The organism is Erythrobacter sp. SN6-5 (genome assembly GCF_057364945.1).
This window is the reverse complement of the sequence record NZ_CP200282.1, coordinates 2,978,358-3,001,092: the sequence shown is the minus strand read 5'-3', so window position 1 is coordinate 3,001,092 and position 22,735 is coordinate 2,978,358. Positions and strand designations below refer to the sequence as shown.

Here is a 22,735-nt window from a genome sequence, read left to right as displayed (position 1 = left end):
GGGCAAATACTTGCTAGCTCTTGTTCTCCTAGGAACATTGCTAGTCATAAATGAAGGCCAAATGGGAGCGTACGCCGCATGGCGAATTTGGATGAAATCGATAAACGCCTGCTTTCTGAATTGCAGGCGGAAGGGCGCGTAACCAATGTAGAGCTCGCACAGCGCGTGGGATTAACCGCGCCGCCGTGCCTGCGCCGAGTGCGCGGTTTGGAGGAAGACGGCGTTATTCGCGGCTATCACGCGGATCTTGACCCGTCGAAGCTGGGCTTTGCGATCACTGTCTTCGCGATGGTCAGCCTGAAGAGCCAGGCCGAATCGAGCCTGCGTGAATTTGAAGACGCCATGCGCGATCTGCCTGAGGTGCGCGAGGTACACATGTTAAACGGCGAGATCGATTTCATTTTGAAGATCGTCAGCAATGACCTGCAGAGCTTTCAGGAGTTTCTGACAAGCAAGCTAACACCTGCGCCCAATGTTGACAGCGTGAAGACCTCACTGACGATACGCACCGCGAAATATTCGCCCGGAGTGCCTCTCTAATACTGCAAAGCCGGAATTCAGCCCATGAGCGAAATGTTCGAAGACAGCCCCGGCGGTGACGAGGTCGCCAGCTTAGACAATCCGCTAACTGGGAAGTGCTTATGCGGCGCAGTGTCGATCACCTTGAATGGTATGCGGTGCGAAGTGGATGTGTGTCACTGCGAAATGTGCCTAGCGGACCTATGGCAGCTTTGGCTCCATGGTCGCGGGAGCTGACTTCACGATCTCAGGTGAAGCCAGTGTTGGAACTTACAAGTCAAGCGATTGGGCAGAGCGCAGCTTTTGTAGCAAGTGCGGCAGCGCGCTTTGGTATCGCTTTCTGCCGACGAATTTCTATAGCTTTGCTGCTGGTCACTTCGACCTGCCAGACGGATTGCCAATCAAGCAGCAAATTTTTGTCGATGAGAAGCCGGATTGGTATGATCTGACGCAAGACAGCCCGATGAAAACTGGGCCGGAAATCATTGCAGAGGCTCAGGCCGCAGGGATCACGTTCGATTAGAACAAACGCCACGCTGCGCCAATTCTGGGGAGGCTCCCGCCCGCTCAGCTCCTCTTGCGGCCGCCAATAACAGCAGCGATGATCAGAGCGATTCCGACGCCGATCACTCCACCGCCGACTTGACCCGAACGCTTGAAGGCCTCCGGTTCCACTCGGACATCAGAGACAAGCGGCGCCCAATATGGCAGCGAGAATACAGCTAAGCCAATCATCAGAAGCAGCACTCCGGGCAAATACCGTATCATTCTCGCCAGCCTGAGTGCGTCTGCGGCCCTAGCTCTCGCGCTCTTCTAGCCAGCTCTCAAGCCACTTGATCGAGTAATCGCCGGACAGCACATCGTTTTGCTTGAGCAATTCCTGGTGAAGTGGAATGTTGGTCTTCGGTCCCTCAACCACCATTTCTTCAAGCGCGCGGCGCAAGCGCATGATGCAGCCCTCGCGGTTGCGACCATAGACGATCAGCTTGGCAATCATGCTGTCGTAATAGGGCGGGATTTTATAGCCCGCGTAAAGCCCGCTATCGACCCGCACATGCATGCCGCCAGCCGGGTGATAATAGGTCACCTGACCGGGCGAAGGCGCGAAGGTGAAAGGATCCTCTGCATTTATCCGGCACTCAATCGCGTGCCCATTAAATTCAAGCTCTTCCTGCTTCACAGACAAGGGCTTTCCAGCCGCGATGCGGATTTGCTCGCGCACCAAATCAACGCCGGTGATGGCTTCGGTAACCGGATGCTCCACCTGAAGCCGGGTGTTCATTTCAATGAAGTAGAACTCGCCGTCTTCCCACAGGAATTCGATCGTGCCCGCGCCGCGATAGCTCATATCGCGCATCGCCTTTGAGCAGACCTCGCCCATGTGCATACGCTCTTCGTGGCTGATTACTGGGGAGGGGGCCTCCTCCAGCACTTTTTGGTGGCGGCGTTGCAGCGAGCAATCGCGCTCTCCCAAATGAATCGCATTGCCATTGCCGTCGCCGAACACCTGGAATTCGATGTGGCGCGGATTGCCGAGATATTTCTCAATATAGACGGTGGCATCGCCAAACGCGGCCTTCGCCTCGCTGCCGGCTTGTTGCATCAGAGTTTCGAGTTCGTCTTCGCTCTCGCAGACTTTCATTCCGCGGCCGCCGCCGCCCGAGGCGGCTTTGATGATTACCGGATAGCCGATTTCTGCGGCGATTTTCTTGCCTTCTTCCGGGTCAGAGACGGCTCCGTCAGAGCCGGGCACCAGCGGCAAGCCAAGCTCGCTCGAGCAGTTTTCTTGGCTTGAACCTTGTCGCCCATAGTGACGATGTGTTCAGGCTTTGGCCCGATCCATTTGATGTCATGCGCCTCAACGATCTCAGCGAACTTGGCGTTCTCTGACAAAAAGCCATAACCTGGGTGGATCGCATCGCATTGCGCCACTTCAGCGGCTGAGATGATCGCTGCGACATTAAGATAGCTGTCAGTTGCAGATGGCGGGCCGATGCAGACCGCGTGGTCGGCAAGGCGCACATGCATTGCATCAGCGTCCGCAGTGGAGTGCACCGCCACTGTCTCGATGCCCATTTCGTGGGCCGCGCGGTGGATGCGCAGAGCGATTTCGCCGCGATTGGCGATCAGGATGCGGGTAATGGCCATAGCCTGTTTTCCTCGCGCGCTTTACGCTATCACGACCAGCGGCTGGTCAAATTCGACCGGCTGCGCGTTTTCGACCAGGATAGCTTTGATCGTGCCTGACTTATCGGCAGGGATCGGGTTCATCACCTTCATCGCCTCGATAATCAGCAAGGTGTCACCTTCTTTGACAGAGGCGCCGACTTTGATGAAGTCGTCTGCGCCGGGTTCCGGCGCAAGATAAACCGTGCCGACCATTGGCGAGAGCATTGCGTTTTCGCTCTCGTCGGCGGGAGCCTCTGCGGCACTTGGCGCTGCGGCTGGTGCAGCGGCGGCAGGGGCCGGGGCTGGAGCAGCCGCAACCGGCGCATTGATCGCAGCAGGCGCAAAGCCGCCGCGTGCAACACGGATCTTGCGGTCGTCTTCTTCAACTTCGATTTCGGTTAAGCCGGTTTCGTTCAGCAGCTCTGCGAGTTCGCGAACGAGTTTGGTGTCAACATCCATGCCGGATTTGCGTCCGCCATTTGTTTTGCTGGTCGCCATGGGGGCCCCTTATTGTGTCTGCTGCGGTCATTTGCGGGATCGCAAACTGGGGTGCAGCGTGATTGTGGGGGTGATTATTCCCGCAAATTGCGGCTGGCAAGTGGCATGGACGGGTTTTGCCGTCCCAGTCGGCCAAGTAGGCCTTGCGATGCGTGCGCCTAATGCTGCGCAGACTGCCAAGTTACCCCGAGCACCGTAAGGAGTCGCTTGCCTTGAGGGACTAGACCTCGTCGCCAATCACCGCATCAAGAGCGATTGTGTAGCTCGCTGCGCCATGCCCCTCGATCGTTTTCGCGGCCGCCATCCCGACATAAGAGAGGTGGCGAAAGTTTTCTCGCGTTTTTGGATCAGAAAGATGCACTTCTATAACCGGAATGGTTATCGCGCGAATGGCATCGAGCAGGGCGATAGATGTGTGAGTGTATGCAGCCGCATTCAGTAGAACGGCGCGCGCGCCCTCCGCCTGCGCTTCGTGCAGCCAATCGACCAGCATGCCTTCATAATTGGTTTGGCGCATCTCAATGGTTAGGCCGTGCTCACGAGCTTTGTCCTCAAGCATGCCCGCGATATCATCAAGTGTGTCAGAGCCATATATCTCAGGCTCGCGTAGACCGAGCAGGTTGAGATTGGGGCCGTTGAGGACGTAGATCGTGCCGGAAGGCGCTGCAGAATTGTCTGTCATGCAGGCCGTTTAGCGCGGGGTAATTGGCAAGCTCAAGTCCGCATCAGTGGCTGAACCAGGAAAACTACTGATCTACGCCCTTCACTTTACCCCATTGGCGGGCGGCGGTGTAGCCGAGGTAGCCAGTGCCAAACAGCGCATAGAGCGGTTCAGGCAGGCCGTTGAGATAGGCGTTCATTCCCGCCGCGATATTCGTGGCCGCGCTAGGGTTGAAGGCGGCGAGCACCCCCATTGGCAGTGCCCACAATATCATTGCGTACATCACATAAAGAAAACTGGGGCGTGCACGGCTGGTCCAGGGGGCGGCTGATTTTGCCTCAGCAATGATGGCTGAGATTTGAGTCTCGATCAGCCGCATTTCCTGCGAGCCTTCTAGCTTCAAGAGTTCAAGTTTGGCCTTGGCGCGTGCTTCCTTGTCAGGAATGATCTTGTCGATGATTGATGTGATCGGACCGATCAGCGTTTCCAAAATGGCCATTAATGCAGCTCCTTATCATGAGTCGCACAATAAATAACCAAAACGGTTCAAGTAGGAAAAATATATTTCCCAATCAGCTATTCTCCGGCTTCCGTCAATATCCGCTGAGCAAGTGCCAAATGCGGGCGATCAAGCATATTGCCATCCAAGGCGAGGGTGCCTGCGCCAGGATTGTCGGCAAACAATTGCACCACCGCGCGGGCATGGGATAGCTCTTCTTCACTGGGTGTGAAGGCGCTGTTGATCGGCTCGATTTGAGCGGGATGGATCGCGAGCATACCGCGAAAGCCTTGCCTTCTGACCATCAAGGCTCGTGTCCGTAGCGCATCAAGGTCGCGGAATTCCGGCTGAACGGTTTCGATCGGTGCCACCTGAGCTTTCACCGCGCCAAGCAAGCAGAGGCTGCGAGCCATTTCATAGACGTGGGAATATTCACCGTCCGGTCCGCGCTGTTCCTGAGCGCCGAGTTCTGAAGAGAGATCCTCCGCGCCCCAACTCATCGCGACGAGCCGCGGTGCTCCGTCATAGGTGCCGGTGGTGAACATCGCGGCGGCAGTTTCAGTTACCAGTGCGGCGATACGGGTTGAGCCAGGTTCCAGCCCTGCCTTCGTCTCGCGCTCGCTCAACATAGCGTCCAAGGTTGCAACGTCGTGTCCGCCCTCTGCCTTGGGCAGGAAGATGCCGCCAGGGCCGGAAGGCATGATGGTATCAAGATCGCGTTCCGTTTCGCCACTCGACAGCGGATTAATTCGCACCCAAATGCGCGCCTTGTCTTCGCGGCTGGCGATCATATCGCGTACTAAGTTCCGCGCAGCAGGCTTGTTGTCCGGGGTGACTGAATCTTCCAGATCAAGCAAAGCGATGTCGGCCGCGCTGTCGGCGGCCTTGATCATCTTTTTCTCGCTATCACCTGGGGCGAACAGCCAAGAGCGCATTCGCAGTGTCATCGATCTTTCCCCTTTGCTCCAGCATGGTTAGGCTGGGCAGTGATACGGCGCAAGCATATGCGCTAGGCGCACGCTTACGCTAAAAAGAACCCTCAATATCGACTGAAAATATCGTGCCAAAGCGGCGGCGGCGCTCCTCACGGAACTCCACAATGCCAGCGGCACGGTCGGTGAAAATCGTCCGGTCGAGATTGTTGCGGCGGTCGAGCAAATTGGCAATGCGTCCGCGCAAAGTCAGTCCAAAGACGTCTTTATGCTCAACGAATAACCGCAGGAAACCTGGACTTTCCGTGCGGTCCGCAATTTCGTCCAATCGAACTGTGGCTCTGTTGTCTCCAGCGAAGAATGCAGTGCCTATCGCCCAAGGGGAGCCGACAAAGTCCTGGCGCAGCTCGGCCTCAAATTCGATGTAACGTTGATTGGAAATCTCTCGCGCTGTGCCAAGTAGAGGGTCAAGCACTTCGCTCTCCGAATATTCGATCTCGGTATCAAATCTGAGACCTTTGATGCCGATAGGATCGAATAATAGCGTAAGCTCTCCTGACAGGCCGTAGATCGAGGCAGAATCGATATTGCCAGGTGCCTGTCCGCCGCCATCAATCGGAATCAAGTCGACAATATCACTGATGTCTTCGTAAAAACCGCGCAGATTCAGCGAGCCCAGATCGCCAAAGCTTTGGCTCGCCTCCACCTCGAACAGCCAGCTTTGCGGCGGGACCAGATCGGAATTGGTCACGTTGGTGCGGTCTTGATCAAGATTGGTTGTGGCGATGAAGTCAAAGAAACTCAGCTGGCCAACCTTGCGTTCGATCCGCCCTGATAGATCGAGCCTCGAATTGGCATTCCAGTCGAGAGCGACAAAACCTTTGGGTCGCTGGAAACTGCGAGTTTGGCCCAAGGCGCCCGATTGGCTGATCTTCGAATATTCGCCGCCGACGGAGACCTGCAATTGAACACGGGGCGAAAGCGCGCGGCTGTAAGTCAGGCTGGTTTCAGCGCGGTCTTCCTCGACCCGAGCCGTTGCGCCCTCAAAGTCGACTGGTTGGAGAACGCCGTTGTCATCGCGCTCTTCAAAGGCGGAATTGATGTCCAGGAAGTTCCGGACACCCTCGAGCGCAAATTGGAAATCGCCGCCCAGGCCCGCAAAACTGTATTCAGAGCGAATGATGGTCTCGCCTTCGTCCGCATCGCGGACAAAAACAGAACCATCTGACGCAGAGCCATCGGCGAAAATGGTCAGAACTTCAGAGCGGGTGGGGCTGTCCTCGTAGCGGGTGAAGCCGATCAGTTTGAGTTGTCCGCCTGCCAGCGAGAAGCTGTAGTCGGCGCTTAGCTCATAATTGAATTCATCTTCGCTGGAGGTGAATTCGCGCAGCCGGTCGCTGTCAGAGATTGTCCCGGTGCGTTCAGATATTTCACGTTGGTCGAACAGATTGCCGCCGACCTCACCGGTGAGATTGAGGACATTTCCATTATTTGCAGTGCGCGCGAAAGAACCCGACAGGGTTATCCGGTCACCGTTGAAATTCGATTGTTCTTGGCGGGTGTCGATCAAATTTCCCGCGCCATCGAACACGCGCTCAATCCCGGCATCGCCGCGCCGCCCAGAATCGTTCTCAAGAGCGAGGGTCCATTCCGTCTTCTCGCCGCCACCGGCCAATGAAACCTGGCCATCGCCCCAGCGAAATGGGGCGCCAGAGGAGCGCCATTCTGCCGAATAGCGAAACTGCCCGGTGACGCGGCCAGTGCTCTGGGTGATGACATTCAGGACTTGGCCCGACAAGCCGCCGATATCGAGACTGGCCCCGTCCACCAGCTCCAGTCGTACGACATCTTCGACTGGGATGCGTTGAAGTGCATCAACCGGGCCGTTCGATTTTCCAGATATCCGGCGGCCATTGATCAGGACATTGGTGTCGGCCTGACCAAGTCCTCGGTCATTGCCGCCCTCACGAATGGTGAAGCCTGGAACTTGCTGCGCCATGTCGAGCGCGTTGCGCGGTGCGAAACGTTCGAAATCAGCAGGTGTGAATGTGGCCCGGGCGTCTGAATCAACGGCCGTTTCATCTGAACTGGCAGCGGTGGAAGACGGCACCGAACCAGACGGTACGATTTCCTCAGCCGCGTTTTGTGCAGCAGTTGGGGCTGCGCAGATCGCGCTCGCAGCACCGCATAAAAAAGAAAACGAAAGCCCATAGGGTGCATCAAACGCGCCTTTCCAACGCAAGTTCCGAAAAGGCCCATGAATGGAAATTTCAGATTGGAAAGCGGAATCGTCAAAAATTCGACGAACGTTCCACTGGTCGGGACGACTGGATTCGAACCAGCGACCCCCACACCCCCAGTGTGATGCGCTACCAGACTGCGCTACGTCCCGGAACCAGTGGAAGGCGGCGCTATAGGGCGAGGCTATGGGGCATGCAAGCGCCCATATTGGACGGTTAAAGTTGTTCGCACATGGGCCAGATTATAAGGGCTTCGATTGCGAGGTCCTTGCATTGCTGCTAGGCGCGCCCACTTGACCCATGAGGGCGGGGGAAATGCGAGGCAGTTGCACCGCTAGTTTCCACCTTCATGATTGCGATTTTGTATTTTTGACGGGCTAATTCGACATGCTTGATATTCTTGCTGCTGCTGGCGCTGGGGATGCGCCTCCAGGATGGCTTCAATGGCTGCCAATCCTTGGCATGATCCTGATCTTTTGGTTCTTGATTATCCGTCCGCAAATGAAGCGGCAAAAAGAGCATCAGCAAAAGGTCGAAGGCCTGAAGAAGGGCGATCAAGTGGTCACCGCAGGCGGCCTGATCGGCAAAGTGCTCAAGGTGAACGACGACAATGTCGAGCTTGAGCTGGCCAAAGATGTCCGTGTGAAGGCTGTGAAGCACACTATTGGTGATGTGCTCCAACCAGGCGGCAAGCCAGCCAACGATTGATCTTTGGCCGCTGGGCCACCCCCTCGCATTACCATTCATTGTCACGCGGATTAGAACGAAACCAAAATGCTCGATTTTCCGACATGGAAGAAGTTCTGGCTCTGGGGCCTGACACTTGTCGCAGTGCTGGCGGCGATGCCATCGCTGTTTGCTGCCGCCAATGTGGGGTGGCCAGAGGCGCTGCCTAATCCTCAGGTCAACCTTGGCCTGGATTTGGCTGAACGGTAGCCACATTCTCCTCGAGGCGGATCCCGCCGAAGTTGCCGTGCAGCGGCTGGAGAATATGGAGGAAACCGTTCGCGGTGAAATGCGCCGGGCAGAGCCGCGTATTCGGATCGGGGACATTTCAACATCGGGCGGCGAGCTTTCCTTCATGCTCGACACGCCAACGGACATCGACCGCGCGCGCGGACTGCTTGAGCCGGTGATGATGGGCAATAATCTGGTGCGCGAATGGGATCTAAGAGTGGTCGATGGCCAGCGTATGGTGTTGACCCCGACCGAAGACGGTGTCGATCAAGCTGTTACCGATGCAATGGACAGCGCGACCGAGGTGGTTCGCAAACGTATCGATGGATTGGGTACACGCGAGCCGACGATCATTCGCCAGGGCGATACCCGTATTGTTGTTCAGGTGCCGGGCCTCCAAGATCCCGACCAATTGAAAGAGCTACTGGGTAAAACTGCCAAGCTTGAATTCAAACTGGTTGATCTCAACGCTCTGCCCACAGACGTACAGGCGGGAATCGTACCTCCGGGCAGCCAAGCGTTTCCTTATTCTGACGAGACGCCGCAAGCAGGACAGATGGTCGCCGTTCGGCGGTTGGGCGGCATTCGCGGAGATAGTTTGACGAACGCACAGGCTGGTGTGAACCCGCAGAACAATGAGAATGTCGTCAACATTCAGTTTGATCAGCAGGGCGCATCGAAGTTCTGCACCTTGAGCACCGAAAATGTCGATCGCCCATTCGCGATCATTCTCGATGAGAAGGTTATCTCGGCGCCGAATTTCAATGAGCCAATTTGTGGTGGTTCAGCTCAGATCTCTGGCACATTCACCGCTCAAAGCGCAGCTGACTTGGCGATTGCGCTGAATTCAGGCGCGCTTCCGGTCGAGCTTGCTGTGATTGAAGAACGCACGGTCGGCCCAGACCTTGGCGCAGATTCAATCCGCAAGGGTTTGCTCGCCATGTTGATCGGTTCGGTTGCGGTGATCGCTTTGATGGTCGCGACATATGGCCGATTCGGCATTTATGCGACCATCGCTTTGGTCTTCAACGTGCTGATTATCCTCGGCCTGATGGCTGGGTTGAACACTACGCTAACTCTGCCCGGTATCGCTGGTTTTGTTATCACCGTGGGCGCGGCGGTGGACGCCAACGTTCTGATTAATGAGCGAATACGCGAGGAGCGAAAACGCGGTAGGCGCGTCGTAGCGGCGGTTGAAAACGGCTACAAAGAGGCCAGCCGCGCTATTTACGACGCGAATATCACGAACTTCATCGCCGGTGTTTTGCTGTTCCTGTTCGGCTCTGGTCCGGTGCGCGGCTTTGCCGTCGTCCTGGTGATTGGCCTGTTCACCAGCGTCTTCACCGCGCTTGTCCTAACCCGCATGTGGGTCGCCGGATGGCTGCGTAAAACGCGCCCCAGCGACATTAACATTTAAAGGGCGAATCGACATGAAACTGCTCAAACTCGTCCCTGAAGCGACCAACATCAAATTTCTGCGTTTGCGGGTGCCGTTTTTCATTTTCAGTCTGCTGCTGATCGCGGCAAGCTGGGCATTGGTGCTGATCAACGGCCTCAATTACGGTGTCGATTTCGCTCGGCGGTCAGGAAATCCGCGCGACCTTCACTCAGACCGAAGAGGCTCCGATTGCGGAGCTGCGCGAGAGTGTTGGTGCTTTGGAAAATGTTGGCTCGCCGGTCGTACAAACCTTTGGTGCGCCCAACGAGGTGTCAATCCGGGTGAAGCTGCCGCCTGAGGCGGAAGGCAATCCAGAGTTCGCCGCCGAGATGACAACGGCGATTACCGACAGTCTGAAGTCAGACTATTCGGACATTCGGATTGATGGCGTGGATTCGGTATCCGGCAAGGTTTCCGGCGAATTCCGCCAGGATGCCGTGCTGGCTTTGCTGGCAGCTATGCTCGCTGTCGCGCTCTATATTTGGATTCGGTTTGAGTGGCAGTTTGGCGTTGGCGCGCTGTTCGCACTGTTCCACGATGTCTCGGTAACCTTGGGCATGTTCGCGTTGTTCCAGCTCGAATTCAGCCTCCAGATTATCGCCGCGATTTTGGCGATCATCGGCTATTCCTTGAACGATACAATCGTGGTCTACGACCGCATCAGGGAGAACTTGAAGAAGTATCGCAAGATGCCTCTGCCGGAGCTGCTCGATCTGTCGGTCAATGAGACCTTGGCCCGGACGGTGATGACCTCTTTAACCTTGCTGGTTGCGCTTGTTCCGCTGCTGCTAATCGGTCCGGCAAGTCTGTTTGGCCTGGTCGCGGCGATCACCGCTGGTCTGTTCATCGGCACCTATTCGAGCGTCTATTTGGCGGCGCCGGTGCTGATTTGGATGGGTGTCACTTCGAACAGCTTTGTACCTCAGGAAACCAAGGAAGAGCGGCAGGAAAAGATCGCTCGCGGCGAGGCGTAACTGCGCTCGCTAGGCTCTGTTTTCTGCTAGCTTGGCGTAATGCTCGGCCAACTGCGCTCCGTTGGTTGTCCAGTTGAAACGCTCCGCCATGAATGCAACCTGCTGTCTGTCGGCTGGCTTTGCCATCAGGGACTGAACCGCGCCCACCACCGCCTCTGGCGTGCGTTCGATCAAATAGCCTGCCACATCGCTGGTTATGATCTCGCGCGCTCCGCCGACATCGCAGGTGATCACGCGGGTACCGCAGGCTAGCGCCTCAACCCATGCATTGGCGAGGCCTTCACTGCGTGTGGGCAAAACCATCGCATCGGAGGCCGAGAGTACGATTGGCAGCAAATCATGGTCGATTGACCCAGCGAAGTGAACGCGGTCTGCCACACCCAGATCGCTGGCGAGGCTGCGCAAATGCCGCTCGTCCTCGCCCTTACCGATCAGGATTAAGCGCGCCTCTGGCAACGAGGGCAAGGCGCCAATCGCGATGTCTTGTCCCTTGCGTTCCACCAAGGCACCAACGCAGCTAAGCAGCGGCACTTTCTCCGGCAGATCAAAGCCCAGTTCATGTGCCAGCTTTGCCCTCAAGCCAGTGTGATCAAGCGGACGAAAACGGTCACGGTCGAGGCCGGTATAGTGCAGGCGGATCTTGCTGCGTTTCATGCCCAAGGCGACCATGTCTTCGCGCAGCGCCTCACTGACCGAGAGTATGCCGTCGGCGCGCTCTGCGGCCTCGAGGATTTGCTCACGGGCGAAGTCGCGGCCGCACCAATAGCTGATGTCGGCACCGCGCGCTTTGATCGATAGGGGCAATTGCATTTGCTCCGCGATCCAGGCTGCCGCTGGGCCGTCTGGAAAGAAGAATTGCGCGTCGATTACGTGGACCGCATCGCTCGCATGGATACGCTTGATCAGCGGCAGAGCAGCCTTCGCGATGGCGCTGGCATTTCGGCGTGCACCCATCCTTGGGATCAAGGTGAAGCGAGGCCGATGAACCTCAATTCCGCCTTCGAGAGAATGCGCCTAGGCAAGTTGGCGAGCGCACGGTAACGGCCGAGCGCAATCGGCGGAATGCCGAGCGGATTGATTACGGTAACACGCCAGTCGCCGCGCTTGGCCAGCGCCTCCAGTGAGCGTGCAACGAACGTTCCGAAACGCGGGTTTGCCGCGTTTGGGAACAGAGTGGATATCGAGACGACATGTCTGGACGCTTCGCTCACTGGATCGCTCACAAACGGCGCACCAGCATGTCAGCAACCGCGATCCATGGCGGGTTGTCGACGACCTGCTGTTTTTCACCCGCGCCGGGCGGAAGAATGCCAACCAGCGTGCCTCGGCGGTCAATTAAACGCCCAAAGGCAAAGCGTCCACCTGGTCTTGGCACGAGGCAGTCGCGATTGATCGCGCTTCCGGCATCCTCGGGCGATAACTGCCGTAACCATAGCAAGTCACCGGGGCGAAACTCTCCAATGCTGGCAGAGACGCTGAGCACCATGCGCGCTGCACCCTCCTCACTGGAAGCGAGATCTGTCGGTAGAATGGCCTCACGTGGGCTTTCGAGCGCTTCCGCGCCAGCTATAGTTAGCTCTGCGACGATCTGCGCTTGCGGGGTCTCTTCAGAGCGAACCAGTGCCTCTGCGTCCACACCAAGCGCGCCAGCGATCCGCTCCATCCATTTGAGCGAGAGATTGCGCATCCCCGTCTCTAGTCGAGCCAATGGTTTGCGCCGTGGTTGGCGGATCACAAGCCTCTGCCAGTTCTGCCAGCGTCAGCCCCTTGCTTTTGCGAATGTCGCGAATGCGGTTGATCATGCTCTACCTACAAAAAGAACCAAATCGGTAATTTTACCTTTCCTACACGAACCAATGCATTGCAAGCCCTGTGGAGAGAATGCGCACAAGGAGGGATTCAATGGGAAGAGAATTGGTTGAGCGCGAGCTAACGCGCGAAGGACCTAGACGGGAACAGTCGAGCAAGAGCACGGTGAAGGGCAAACGCCGCAGTGTGACGATGAATCTGGCGGAATCGCCGCTCAGTTGGCTGCATTCGCGCGGTCATATTTCGGACCGCCTGTACGATGCGGGCGAGCGACTGCGAGCTGATTATGAGCGAGCGCAGCTGCCAGCGAACCTCACGATGCGCTGGGATCCGGTGCGGATCAAAACCACTGGGGAGCAGGGACTTTCAAGCGGGGAGAAGCAGATATCGGCCAAGCGCCGCTTTGATGAAGCTTTGCAGCAGGCTGGCAAAGGTCTGGAGGATATCCTTTGGCGCGTTGTCTGCGCAGGTGAGGGCCTACCAGTGGCAGAAAAGACCCTGGGTTGGCCCGCGCGCAGCGGCAAGCTGGTCCTGAAGCTCGCTCTAGACCGTGTCGCCGACTATTATCGGATCAATTAGTACCGGGCGCGGGCGCCGCGCTATTATCCGCCGTAGAAGAACCGTTCTTCGGCGATTCTGCCATCTTTGACAGTGTAGACAGCCGTTTCAGACGATTGGGTGCGTTCGCCCATCATCGTTACGTCCATCGAATAGTTCACGGCGAATTGCTCTCCCACAACAAAGGGTCCGGCCATATCGAAGCCGTGCATTTCGGCATTTTCGTTCCACCATTTGTGCTTTTCGAGCAATTGCTCGCGTCCTTGCACGTGTGACATGGGGCCATCGCCGGGTTCCATGCTCACAATATCATCGGACCACATGGCTTGGTAATCGGCTTCGCGATCTTCTTTCACCGCGTTGAAGAAATCTTGGGCAGTCTGTTCAATCGTCATCTCAGCTCTCCTAAGTGTCCTTAGACTATCAGTAGTCGATAATTATGTCAGCAGCGCGTCCACTTGCTAAGCGCAATTCGGGCAGCACATCTTCCTCAAACCATGGGTTCTTGCGCATCCAGATGGCCGATCGCCAGGCCGGATGAGGCAGAGGAAAGAATGGAGCATAATCGGCGAAGCGCCTGACACGCTCGGTCATGGAAAGTTTCTTTGCCTGCGGCAGATAATAGGCCTGAGCGTAGGCCCCGACGAGTAGGGTCAGACGCTCTGTCGGCAACACGTCCAGCATCCGATCGTGCCACTCAGGCGCGCACTCCTTGCGGGGCGGTTGATCTCCGCCAGATGCCTTGCCTGGATAGCAAAAGCCCATCGGCATCAGCGCGATTTTGTCGGCATCGTAAAAGTCGGATTTCTCAAAACCGAGCCAGCTACGCAGTCGGTCGCCGCTGTCATCGTCCCATGGCACGCCGCTGGCATGAACCTTTGTGCCCGGTGCCTGGCCGATGATCAGCACGCGGCTGTTTTCAGAGAACTGGACCACCGGGCGTGGGCCAAGCGGCAAGTGTTCTGCACAGATTGTGCAGGCGGTGATTTCTTTGTGAAGTTCAGCCGCGCTCATTCCTCAGCCATTTCTGCCAGCATCAGCCAGCGTTCCTCCGCTTGATCCTTTTCAGTGCGGGCATTCTCAATACCTTTGGAGATATTGGTGAAGCGCTGCGGATCCGTGTTGAACAGGTCGGGGTCTGAGAGAATGTTCTCACCCTTGGTGATGGCCGTCTCCAGCTCCTCGATGCGGGCTGGCAGCAGCTCATAGTCTCGCTGATCTTTGAAGCTAAGCTTACCCGCTGGCTTTGCCTGAGCAGGCTTTTCCGGCGCGGGCGCAGCGGTTGGCTTGCTCTTCTTGGTACCCGTAGTGATCGGCTTGCGGCGCTTGCGCTCCCAATCCTCATAACCGCCTGCGACAACGTCAACGCGCCCCGACCCATCTAGGCCCAGGGTCACGGTAACGGTCCGGTCAAGAAAATCGCGATCGTGGCTAACAATCAGGACGGTTCCATCGAAATCGGCGATCACCTCTTGCAGCAGATCGAGTGTTTCCAGATCGAGGTCGTTGGTTGGCTCATCAAGCACGAGCAAATTTGCGGTGCGAGCAAATTCGCGTGCGAGCAGCAGGCGCGAACGCTCACCGCCGGATAGATTGGCGACTTTGGTGTCGACCAGTCCAGGATCGAACAGGAAGTCCTTGAGATAGGCTTGCACGTGTTTGCGCGCGCCGCGTACATCGATCCAATCACCGCCCTCGGCCAGAATGTCGCGCACGCTCGCCTCTGGGCTCAGCAATTTGCGTTGTTGATCAATCATGACGCCGGTCAGTGTGCGGGCGCGCTCAACCGTCCCGCTGTCTGGCTCTAGCTCGCCAGTGAGCATTTTGAGCAGTGTGGTCTTGCCTGCGCCATTCGCCCCGACGATGCCGATCCGGTCCCCACGCTGAATGCGCAACGAGAAGTTCTTGATGACTTCGCGCTCGCCAAAGGATTTTGAGACTTTTTCAGCCACAATGACCGACTTCGATTTGAAATCGTCGTCATTGGCGAGTTTTAGTTTTGCCGAACTGGTGTCGGAAATCATCGCCGCGCGCGCAGCTCGCATCTGATGCAGTTTTTCCAGCCGACCTTGGTTGCGCTTGCGACGCGCGGTTACTCCGCGCTCCAGCCAGTGCGCCTCAAGCTTGAGTTTCGCATCCAGCTTTTCTGCGGCGCGGGTTTCCTCAGCATAGACGCTTGCCTCCCACGCTTCATACCCGCCAAAGCCAACTTCTTTGCGACGCAGATTGCCGCGATCCAGCCAGAGGGTCGCGCGGGTCAAACGCTTTAGGAAGGTCCGGTCGTGGCTGATCGTGATGAAGGCGCCTTTGTACCGGTTCAGCCAATCTTCCAGCCAGTCGATCGCGCCCAGATCAAGGTGGTTGGTTGGCTCATCTAGCAGCAGAATATCAGGGTCTTGAGCGAGCGCACGGGCAATCGCAGCGCGGCGACGTTCGCCTCCGCTGGCGGTGTCAGCTGGGCGGTCCATGGCGATACCGAGCTGGCCAGCAATGGATTCTACTTCATAGGCTTCTGGTGCATCATCGCCGGACAGCGCGAAGTCCATCAGTGTGGCGTAGGCGCTGAGGTCAGGTTCTTGCTCCAGGAACACGATCCGCGCGCCCGGCTTAATCCGGCGCAGGCCGCGGTCCGCCTCAATCCTATCATCGATCAGTTTGAGCAGAGTGGTCTTGCCAGCGCCATTCCGCCCGATCAGTGCCAAGCGATCACGCGGGCCGACATGCAGGTCGATCCCATCAGTGCCGGGGGCGCCAAACAGCCAGCGACCGCCTTGCTGAAGGCCTAGCCCTTCCCAGGATAGAATTGGTGGTTGTGCCATAACGGGCGGGCGGTAGGGGCTTGGCAAAGCACGGGCAAGCGCTTTGCATGCGTTTGTCTTGAGAAGCCTGTTGCAATTTTCTTGCCTGAACGCTGATCAGAGGCTTTATTCACTGCATGTTCAACGCGTGATCATTAAACAGGGTAGCATCATGAAACGCGGTATCTCTCTTTTTGGCGCTTTTGCCGCTCTGGCTATGGCTGGAATTCCGGTCGCTCCCTCGTTTGCCGCATCTGCGCAGGTGCAGACCGATCAAAGCAATGCGCGCAAGGAAATGCGGGCAGGCAATCAAATGTCGCTGCGCCAGATCGAGGCGCGGGTACTGCCCCGGATGAAGGGCAGCGAATATCTCGGCCCGGCTTACGATTCCACTGCGCGCGCCTATCGGTTGAAATTCATCAAAGATGGCCGCGTTACTTTCGTCGATGTCGACGCTCGCACTGGGCGCATCATCAATCGCTCTCGCTGACAGATTTCACTCAAAGTATAGGTGCAATCGGGGTGCAATTCGCTCCGCTCGCTTGACGCGTTTTGCGTAAAGGCGCACCAGATCACTTCACCTTTCAGGCACCGATCCAGGGACCAGACAGAAATATGCGCATTCTGATTGTCGAAGACGAACCGACACTTGGCCAGCAATTGAAATCCACATTGGAGCAGACCGGCTATGCGGTTGATCTCTCAACCGATGGCGAAGACGGCCACTTTCTAGGCAGCACAGAGGATTACGACGCCGTAATTCTTGACCTGGGCCTGCCAGAGATTGATGGCCTGTCAGTGCTGGGTATGTGGCGCAAGGAAGGCCGAGAATTTCCTGTGCTGGTGCTGACCGCGCGGGACAGTTGGTCTGATAAGGTCGCCGGGCTGGATGCGGGCGCGGATGATTATCTTGCCAAACCATTTCAAACAGAAGAGCTGATCGCCCGTCTTCGCGCGTTGATAAGGCGTGCGTCGGGCAATACTTCCTCTGAGCTGACGGCCGGTCAAGTGCGGCTGGACACCCGGTCTGGGCGGGTGACTCTTAAAGGAGAGCCGGTGAAGCTGACGGCCCAAGAATACAAACTCCTGAGCTATTTGATGCATCACAAAGGCAAGGTGGTAAGCCGAACCGAGCTGATCGAGCATATCTATGATCAGGACTTTGATCGCGATTCAAACACGATTGAAGTGTTCGTGACGCGTATTCGCAAAAAACTCGGTGCAGAAGTGATAACGACGATCCGTGGCCTTGGCTATAGCCTCGACGATCCCGCAGACGCGCCCCGCGCTTAGTCCGCAGGACACCGATTCTGCTTCGCACACCAGCGGGGCGGAGACGGTGACTGCGGCTGACGCTGGCAATACGCAATCTTCGGATGAGGTAAGCGCTGTTCCTGCGAAAGCGGCAGATGCTGTTCAAGCTCGGCTCCAAACGGGCAGTCTGGCGCGCCGCATGGGCCTCATCGCGGCTGGCTGGATTTTTATGCTGCTGCTGGTCGGCGGCATTGCGCTGGATCGCACATTGACCAGTCAGGTTGAGCAAAATTTTGATAACCAGCTCGAATATGTTCTGACCGCTCTGATCGCTTCTGCCGAAATCGATCCGCAAGGTGATGTCTATCTCTATAATGAGCTGGGCGACCAGCGCTTTTTTGAGCCCAATAGCGGCGTCTATTGGCAGGTGAGCGGGGAAGGGTTTGCGCCCTTTACCTCGCGCAGCCTGTGGGACAGCCCACTGGAACTGAAGGCGGATCACTTCGACAATAGTCCGCATTTTTACGACTCGGACCAATTTGAGGGGGAGCCGCTGCGCATTGTTGAGCGCACGGTAATTCTGCCAGCGAGCGAGACGCAGTGGACCTTTGCGGTTGCCTCCGCAACGGAAGAACTCGAAGCGCAGGTCACCAACATCCGCTCAATTCTGGCATGGAGCTTCGCCGTTCTCGGCTTTGGCTTACTCGCAATGGCTCTGCTGCAAATCCGAGTCGGTCTATCCCCGCTTCGCCGCGTGCGTGCGGCCATTCAGAACTTGCGCTCAACGGGCGAAAACAGGATTTCAGAGCCTCTGCCAACCGAGGTCCAACCATTGGTTCAAGAGCTCAATGGTCTACTCGAACATTCAGAAAAGCAGGCGGAAGAAGCGCGTACACATGCTGGCAATTTGGCCCATGCGCTGAAGACGCCGCTGACGGTTCTCACCAACGCCGCAACTGCCCGCGCGCCCGATCTGGGCGATGCGGTAATCCGCGAAACGCGCACCATGCAGCGGCACGTTGATCACCATCTCGCCCGCGCTCGGGCGGTTGGTAGGCGGGCCGTTGGCCATGCGCGGACCAGCATTTTTGACAGCGCAGAGGCGGTGCGCCGGGCAGTCGAGCGCCTCTATCCCCAAGCGCGTATTGATATCGCTGGCAATCGCACCGCCATCGTTGCGATTGAGCGTCAGGACTTGGATGAGATCCTTGGCAATCTGATCGAGAATGCCGCGAAATATGGTGGCGGCAGTGTCTTCGTTACGGTCGATGCCGAAAGCGAAGACGAGGCCAAAGGCGCGCCATGCGTCATTTGGGTCGAAGACGATGGAATGGGCATTCCTGAGGCTGAGCGTGAGCGCATTTTTGATCGCGGTGCGCGCCTGGACACGGGCAAGCCAGGCACTGGACTAGGCCTAGCTATCGTGCGCGATGTTGCCGAGATTTACGGCGGCGGTGTGGAGATTGAGGAAAGCGAAGACCTGGGCGGGGTGCTCATCAAGCTGAGCCTGCCGCGCGCATAGCGTGGAGCGAAATCTCAGCCGTGCCTGTCTTCGCGCGCTTGCTCGTGGTGGCGAATAACTTCATCGATTATGAAGCGCAGGAATTTCTCGCTAAATTCTGGGTCAAGATTGGCGTCTTCTGACAGCGCGCGCAGGCGATCAATCTGGCGTTGTTCACGATCAGGATCAGCGGGCGGCAAAGTCACTTTCGCCTTATATTCCCCAACTGCCTGAGTGATCCGAAATCGCTCAGCGAGAATGTGGATCAAAGCTGCATCGATATTGTCGATACTCTTGCGAAATCCGGCAAGGATGGGATCGGGTTCGTTCGGCAGGTGCGTATCATTGGACATATCGTGCAAAACTAGCAGCAATTGAGCGCTTGCCAAGCGCGTGAGCCTCGCCCACAGCGCAAATATGAGCGCTGAAGTGGTTCAATTGCCGCGCGGAAAGCGGCCTACGCTTGATCCGATGCTGTCTTTGACAGCGCCGGGCATGAATTCCGTTAACACCGTGATCTTGGAACGGATGCAGAGCGAGATCCCCTTGATTCCGCGCCTTGCAGGTCATTTGATCTCCGGTGGAGGCAAGCGCCTGCGCCCGATGTTGACGCTCGCGGGCGCCGAGCTGGTTGGTTATCAGGGCGATCGCCATCACAAGCTCGCCGCCGCTGTGGAATTCATTCACACCGCCACACTTCTCCACGATGATGTGGTCGACGGCAGCGAGCTGCGCAGAGGCAAGGCCGCCGCCAACATTATTTTCGGCAATCCGGCGACCGTCTTGGTCGGCGATTTCTTGTTCAGTCGCGCGTTTGAATTGATGACCGAGGACGGCAGCTTGAAAGTGCTCAAGATCTTGAGCCACGCCAGTGCGGTGATCGCCGAGGGTGAAGTTTCGCAGCTGACTGCTCAGCGCCAGATCAAAACCAGCGAAGAGCAATATCTGCACATTATCGGCGCAAAGACCGCTGCTCTATTTGCCGCTGCCAGTCAGATCAGCGCCGTGGTCGCCGAGTGCAGTGAAGAGCAAGAGCGCGCTTTGGAAGATTATGGCCGCAATCTGGGCGTTGCGTTTCAACTCGTCGATGATGCGATTGATTACGATTCTGATGCGGCCCAAATGGGCAAAGATCAGGGCGATGATTTCCGCGAGGGGAAGATGACCCTGCCGGTAATTCTGGCCTTTGCGCGCGGCGATGAAGAAGAGCGCTCGTTCTGGAAAGCAGCGATTGGTGGGCACCGCACATCGGACGAGGATTTGGCCCACGCGATTGAGCTGATTGAGCGCCACAATGCTCTTAATGACACGCGCGAGCGGGCGAAGCATTTTGCCCAGCGCGCCATCGATGCAATCTCGATCTTCCCAGATGGCAAAGCGCGCGCGGCAATGGCGGAAGCAGCTAACTTTGCTGTCGCGCGGGGATATTGAGCAGGGTCTTGGACCCGCAGCTACCCATAAATCATGTGTTGCCAGACCTGCGCGCAGCCTTGGCTGCGAGCGGGGCGGGTGTGCTAATCGCGCCGCCTGGTGCCGGTAAGACCACCGCGGTTGCGCCAGCTCTACTGGAAGAGGAATGGTGCACAGGACACATCATCTTGACCAGTCCGCGCCGTGTTGCTGCGCGCGCAGCGGCGGAGCGGATGGCGCAAATACTGGGTGAGAAGCCGGGCGAAACCATCGGGTATTCCACCCGGCTCGACAGCAAGAGCTCTGCGCGAACCCGGATTCTGGTCGTGACGGAGGGCATATTCGTCAACCGTGTGCTTGCCGATCCAGAGTTGCCCGGCGTTTCAGCCGTGCTGTTTGATGAGGCGCATGAGCGGCATTTGGATTGCGATATTGGGCTGGCACTCGCGCTTGAGGCGCGCAGCGTATTGCGCGAAGATTTGCGTGTCCTTGCCATGTCAGCGACGATTGATGGAGCGCGTTTTTCAGAGCTGCTGGGCAAAGATGCGCCGGTTATCGAGAGCGAAGGGCGCAGCTTCCCACTCACTCTCAGATGGCTGGGCACCAATCCCGCGCAGCCCATTGAAGCACAAACGGTTGAGGCGGTGCTCACCGCGCGGCATGAAAATGATGAGGGCGATATTCTCGCCTTTCTACCCGGGGTGCGCGAGATTGAGCGTGTTCGTGAAAGGCTTGCGGAGCGCTTGCCAGATACGCCGATATTGCCGCTTCATGGCCAGGTTGATCCAGCGAGCCAGCGAGCCGCGATCAAGCGCGATCCGCAAGGCCGCCGCCGTATTGTGCTGGCGAGCGCTATTGCCGAAACATCGCTGACGCTGGATGGCGTGTCGATTGTCGTCGATTCTGGCCTCGCTCGCTACGCTGAGTTTGACGCGGCCGCAGGAACGCAGCGGCTGGTGACAAGAGCTGCAAGCCAAGCGGCGGCGACCCAACGTGCGGGCCGTGCAGCGCGGCAGGGGGCCGGAGTGGCATATCGTTTGTGGGAGGAGCATGGGCATGCGGGACGGCAAGCATTTGCGCCTCCTGAGATAACCAGTGCCGATCTTGCCCCGCTTGTTTTGTCGCTCGCCGCATGGGGCACGCGCGACCCTGCGTCGCTGACTTGGCTGGATCCACCACCAGAGGCGGCAATCGCGAGCGCACGCCAGCGGCTAGAGGCGATGTGCGCGATTGATAACGAAGGCTCAATCACCGACTGGGGCGAGAAAATTGCCGAAATGCCGATGTCACCCGACCAGGCCGCAGCGGTGCTTTATGGCGTTACAAGAGGTGCCGGTGAGGCGAGCGCGCGGCTGGTTATGTTGTTGCAAGAACGTGGATTGGGCGGGCGCGGCGAAGACCTGCTCCAGAGGCTATCACGCTGGAATAACGACGATAGCAAACGAGCGGGCTCTGCTCGCAAGATAGCTGATGGTTGGGCGCGCAAGGCAGCGGTGCTGGTGGGCGAGGGAAGTGCGAGCGACGCGACCGCAGAGGAATGCCTTGCTCTTGCCCGGCCAGATATGATCGCGAAACGCCGCGATAGCAGCGGAGAGCATTGGCTGTCCGTAGGCGGGCGGGGCTTCGTACTCGAACCAGCCTCACCAATTGCGCGGGCTGAATGGATCGTGATTGGTGCAGCCAGCGGACAGGCCAAGGGCGCGCGGGTCATGTCGGCGGCGGTCCTGCCCTCACCAGACAGCGGCGGACCGATCCAATCCAAAATTGAGGAACGCCGTTTCATCCATTGGGATGCAGCCAAAAACCGGGCGATGCCGCGACGGGAAACCCAACTTGGGGCGATTACGTTGGCAAGCGGTCCCGATGAAAATCCTGATGAACAGGCACTTGTGGATATCCTTGTGGAGAAAGCTCTGGAAAGGCTGGGGGAAATGCTGCCTGCGCCGCTGCTCGCGCGTGGTAAATACGCGGGGGTAAAGGGCCTGTCTGAAGCAGGCTTAGCAGAGACGGCGGAGCTGTGGCTTGCCCCGCTGCTGATCAGGCGGCGCGATTTGAACCTGAAGCCAGCGCAGCTGACCGAGGCGGTTTTGGGCCAGCTCGATTGGGGCGAGCGGCAAAGGCTCGATAAAGACGCGCCCACCCATTTCATTTCGCCCGCACAGACACGCCACGCGATTGACTATGCCAGTGATGATGCGCCCAGCGTTGAAGTGCGCGTGCAGGCTTTGTTTGGCCTAGATAGCCAGCCAATGATTGGCAAAACGCCGCTGCTGCTAAAGCTCACCAGTCCTGCGGGACGTCCAATCCAATCGACCCGCGATTTGCCGGGATTTTGGCGCGGTAGCTGGGCCGATGTGGCAAAGGATATGAAGGGCAGGTATCCAAAGCATCGCTGGCCTGAACAACCGTGGAGCGAAAAGCCGAGCCTAAAGACGAAAAACGCCTTCAATCGCGAATGAGTTTAGACTATCGCAAGGGCAAGTTAGCGCTGCGGCTCGCCCAGATGGCGACGCGGCCA

Annotated in this window: 20 protein-coding genes, 1 tRNA gene and 4 pseudogenes; 11 read left to right on the top strand and 14 right to left on the bottom strand. The window is 57.6% G+C overall.

The window, feature by feature from the left end; translation table 11 throughout:
* The first annotated feature begins 78 nt into the window (after positions 1 to 78).
* Entirely contained in the window at positions 79 to 540 is a 462-nt protein-coding gene (locus AC0V6Z_RS15015; RefSeq protein WP_472639209.1) for an Lrp/AsnC family transcriptional regulator, read from the top strand.
* Positions 541 to 739: 199 nt separating this feature from the next.
* Positions 740 to 1,042, top strand: a complete 303-nt coding sequence (locus AC0V6Z_RS15010; RefSeq protein WP_472639208.1) for a GFA family protein — start codon at positions 740 to 742, stop codon at positions 1,040 to 1,042.
* A gap of 273 nt (positions 1,043 to 1,315) precedes the next feature.
* Here AC0V6Z_RS15010 and accC read toward each other — a convergent pair.
* The 7 genes and pseudogenes from accC to AC0V6Z_RS14975 all read right to left on the bottom strand — a co-directional run bounded on the left by accC (position 1,316) and on the right by AC0V6Z_RS14975 (position 7,670).
* Positions 1,316 to 2,667, bottom strand: a pseudogene (accC, locus tag AC0V6Z_RS15005) (acetyl-CoA carboxylase biotin carboxylase subunit).
* Positions 2,668 to 2,688: 21 nt separating this feature from the next.
* A complete protein-coding gene (gene accB, locus AC0V6Z_RS15000; protein ID WP_472639207.1) occupies positions 2,689 to 3,186 on the bottom strand; it encodes an acetyl-CoA carboxylase biotin carboxyl carrier protein in 498 nt (165 codons plus the stop codon).
* 220 nt (positions 3,187 to 3,406) lie between these two features.
* On the bottom strand, positions 3,407 to 3,868 hold the full coding sequence (locus tag AC0V6Z_RS14995; RefSeq protein ID WP_472639206.1) for a type II 3-dehydroquinate dehydratase: 462 nt from the start codon (positions 3,866 to 3,868) through the stop codon (positions 3,407 to 3,409).
* 64 nt (positions 3,869 to 3,932) lie between these two features.
* Entirely contained in the window at positions 3,933 to 4,346 is a 414-nt protein-coding gene (locus AC0V6Z_RS14990) for a holin family protein (protein ID WP_472639205.1), read from the bottom strand.
* Positions 4,347 to 4,423: 77 nt separating this feature from the next.
* Positions 4,424 to 5,293, bottom strand: a complete 870-nt coding sequence (locus tag AC0V6Z_RS14985; RefSeq protein WP_472639204.1) for an HpcH/HpaI aldolase/citrate lyase family protein — start codon at positions 5,291 to 5,293, stop codon at positions 4,424 to 4,426.
* A 79-nt stretch (positions 5,294 to 5,372) separates the two neighbouring features.
* Positions 5,373 to 7,520 carry a TonB-dependent receptor plug domain-containing protein gene (locus AC0V6Z_RS14980; RefSeq protein ID WP_486176506.1) on the bottom strand — a complete coding sequence of 716 codons (2,148 nt, stop codon included), beginning with the start codon at positions 7,518 to 7,520 and terminating at the stop codon, positions 5,373 to 5,375.
* Positions 7,521 to 7,593: 73 nt separating this feature from the next.
* A tRNA-Pro gene (locus AC0V6Z_RS14975) sits at positions 7,594 to 7,670 on the bottom strand.
* Positions 7,671 to 7,905: 235 nt separating this feature from the next.
* On the opposite strand from AC0V6Z_RS14975, the gene yajC reads away from it, so the two are divergent.
* From yajC to secF, 3 genes and pseudogenes are all read left to right on the top strand, one after another.
* Complete coding sequence (gene yajC / locus AC0V6Z_RS14970; RefSeq protein WP_472639201.1) at positions 7,906 to 8,226, top strand: preprotein translocase subunit YajC; 321 nt, start codon at positions 7,906 to 7,908, stop codon at positions 8,224 to 8,226.
* A gap of 66 nt (positions 8,227 to 8,292) precedes the next feature.
* Positions 8,293 to 9,892, top strand: a pseudogene (gene secD, locus AC0V6Z_RS14965) (protein translocase subunit SecD).
* Between the two features lie 13 nt (positions 9,893 to 9,905).
* Positions 9,906 to 10,887 (top strand): annotated as a pseudogene (gene secF, locus AC0V6Z_RS14960) (protein translocase subunit SecF).
* A 9-nt stretch (positions 10,888 to 10,896) separates the two neighbouring features.
* Here the strand turns inward: secF and AC0V6Z_RS14955 are convergent.
* The 3 genes and pseudogenes from AC0V6Z_RS14955 to AC0V6Z_RS14945 all read right to left on the bottom strand — a co-directional run bounded on the left by AC0V6Z_RS14955 (position 10,897) and on the right by AC0V6Z_RS14945 (position 12,689).
* On the bottom strand, positions 10,897 to 11,841 hold the full coding sequence (locus tag AC0V6Z_RS14955; protein WP_472639200.1) for a glycosyltransferase: 945 nt from the start codon (positions 11,839 to 11,841) through the stop codon (positions 10,897 to 10,899).
* Between the two features lie 8 nt (positions 11,842 to 11,849).
* Positions 11,850 to 12,098, bottom strand: a complete 249-nt coding sequence (locus tag AC0V6Z_RS14950; protein WP_472639199.1) for a hypothetical protein — start codon at positions 12,096 to 12,098, stop codon at positions 11,850 to 11,852.
* Between the two features lie 8 nt (positions 12,099 to 12,106).
* Positions 12,107 to 12,689 (bottom strand): annotated as a pseudogene (locus AC0V6Z_RS14945) (helix-turn-helix domain-containing protein).
* A 100-nt stretch (positions 12,690 to 12,789) separates the two neighbouring features.
* On the opposite strand from AC0V6Z_RS14945, the gene AC0V6Z_RS14940 reads away from it, so the two are divergent.
* Positions 12,790 to 13,275 carry a DUF6456 domain-containing protein gene (locus AC0V6Z_RS14940; protein ID WP_472639198.1) on the top strand — a complete coding sequence of 162 codons (486 nt, stop codon included), beginning with the start codon at positions 12,790 to 12,792 and terminating at the stop codon, positions 13,273 to 13,275.
* Positions 13,276 to 13,298: 23 nt separating this feature from the next.
* Here AC0V6Z_RS14940 and AC0V6Z_RS14935 read toward each other — a convergent pair whose 3' ends face one another.
* The 3 genes from AC0V6Z_RS14935 to AC0V6Z_RS14925 are packed head-to-tail and all read right to left on the bottom strand — an operon-like array spanning position 13,299 to position 16,073.
* On the bottom strand, positions 13,299 to 13,649 hold the full coding sequence (locus tag AC0V6Z_RS14935) for a SnoaL-like domain-containing protein (RefSeq protein ID WP_472639197.1): 351 nt from the start codon (positions 13,647 to 13,649) through the stop codon (positions 13,299 to 13,301).
* 28 nt (positions 13,650 to 13,677) lie between these two features.
* Positions 13,678 to 14,268 carry a uracil-DNA glycosylase family protein gene (locus AC0V6Z_RS14930; RefSeq protein WP_472639196.1) on the bottom strand — a complete coding sequence of 197 codons (591 nt, stop codon included), beginning with the start codon at positions 14,266 to 14,268 and terminating at the stop codon, positions 13,678 to 13,680.
* Entirely contained in the window at positions 14,265 to 16,073 is a 1,809-nt protein-coding gene (locus tag AC0V6Z_RS14925) for an ABC-F family ATP-binding cassette domain-containing protein (RefSeq protein ID WP_472639195.1), read from the bottom strand. Before AC0V6Z_RS14925 ends, AC0V6Z_RS14930 begins: the two co-directional genes overlap by 4 nt.
* A gap of 151 nt (positions 16,074 to 16,224) precedes the next feature.
* Between AC0V6Z_RS14925 and AC0V6Z_RS14920 the strand changes: the two genes are divergently transcribed.
* The 3 genes from AC0V6Z_RS14920 (at position 16,225) to AC0V6Z_RS14910 (ending at position 18,828) form a co-directional block, all read left to right on the top strand.
* Positions 16,225 to 16,542, top strand: a complete 318-nt coding sequence (locus AC0V6Z_RS14920) for a PepSY domain-containing protein (protein ID WP_472639194.1) — start codon at positions 16,225 to 16,227, stop codon at positions 16,540 to 16,542.
* Between the two features lie 125 nt (positions 16,543 to 16,667).
* Positions 16,668 to 17,345, top strand: coding sequence for a response regulator transcription factor (locus AC0V6Z_RS14915; protein WP_472639193.1), 678 nt, complete (start codon positions 16,668 to 16,670; stop codon positions 17,343 to 17,345).
* A 160-nt stretch (positions 17,346 to 17,505) separates the two neighbouring features.
* The gene (locus AC0V6Z_RS14910) at positions 17,506 to 18,828 is read left to right on the top strand and encodes a sensor histidine kinase (RefSeq protein ID WP_472640932.1); all 1,323 of its coding nucleotides are present in this window, start codon (positions 17,506 to 17,508) and stop codon (positions 18,826 to 18,828) included.
* 14 nt (positions 18,829 to 18,842) lie between these two features.
* On the opposite strand, the gene AC0V6Z_RS14905 is transcribed toward AC0V6Z_RS14910, so the two are convergent.
* The gene (locus AC0V6Z_RS14905; protein ID WP_472640931.1) at positions 18,843 to 19,160 is read right to left on the bottom strand and encodes a chorismate mutase; all 318 of its coding nucleotides are present in this window, start codon (positions 19,158 to 19,160) and stop codon (positions 18,843 to 18,845) included.
* A 64-nt stretch (positions 19,161 to 19,224) separates the two neighbouring features.
* Between AC0V6Z_RS14905 and AC0V6Z_RS14900 the strand changes: the two genes are divergently transcribed.
* Entirely contained in the window at positions 19,225 to 20,238 is a 1,014-nt protein-coding gene (locus AC0V6Z_RS14900) for a polyprenyl synthetase family protein (RefSeq protein WP_472639192.1), read from the top strand.
* An 8-nt stretch (positions 20,239 to 20,246) separates the two neighbouring features.
* Entirely contained in the window at positions 20,247 to 22,676 is a 2,430-nt protein-coding gene (gene hrpB / locus AC0V6Z_RS14895; protein WP_472639191.1) for an ATP-dependent helicase HrpB, read from the top strand.
* The last annotated feature ends 59 nt before the right edge of the window (positions 22,677 to 22,735 follow it).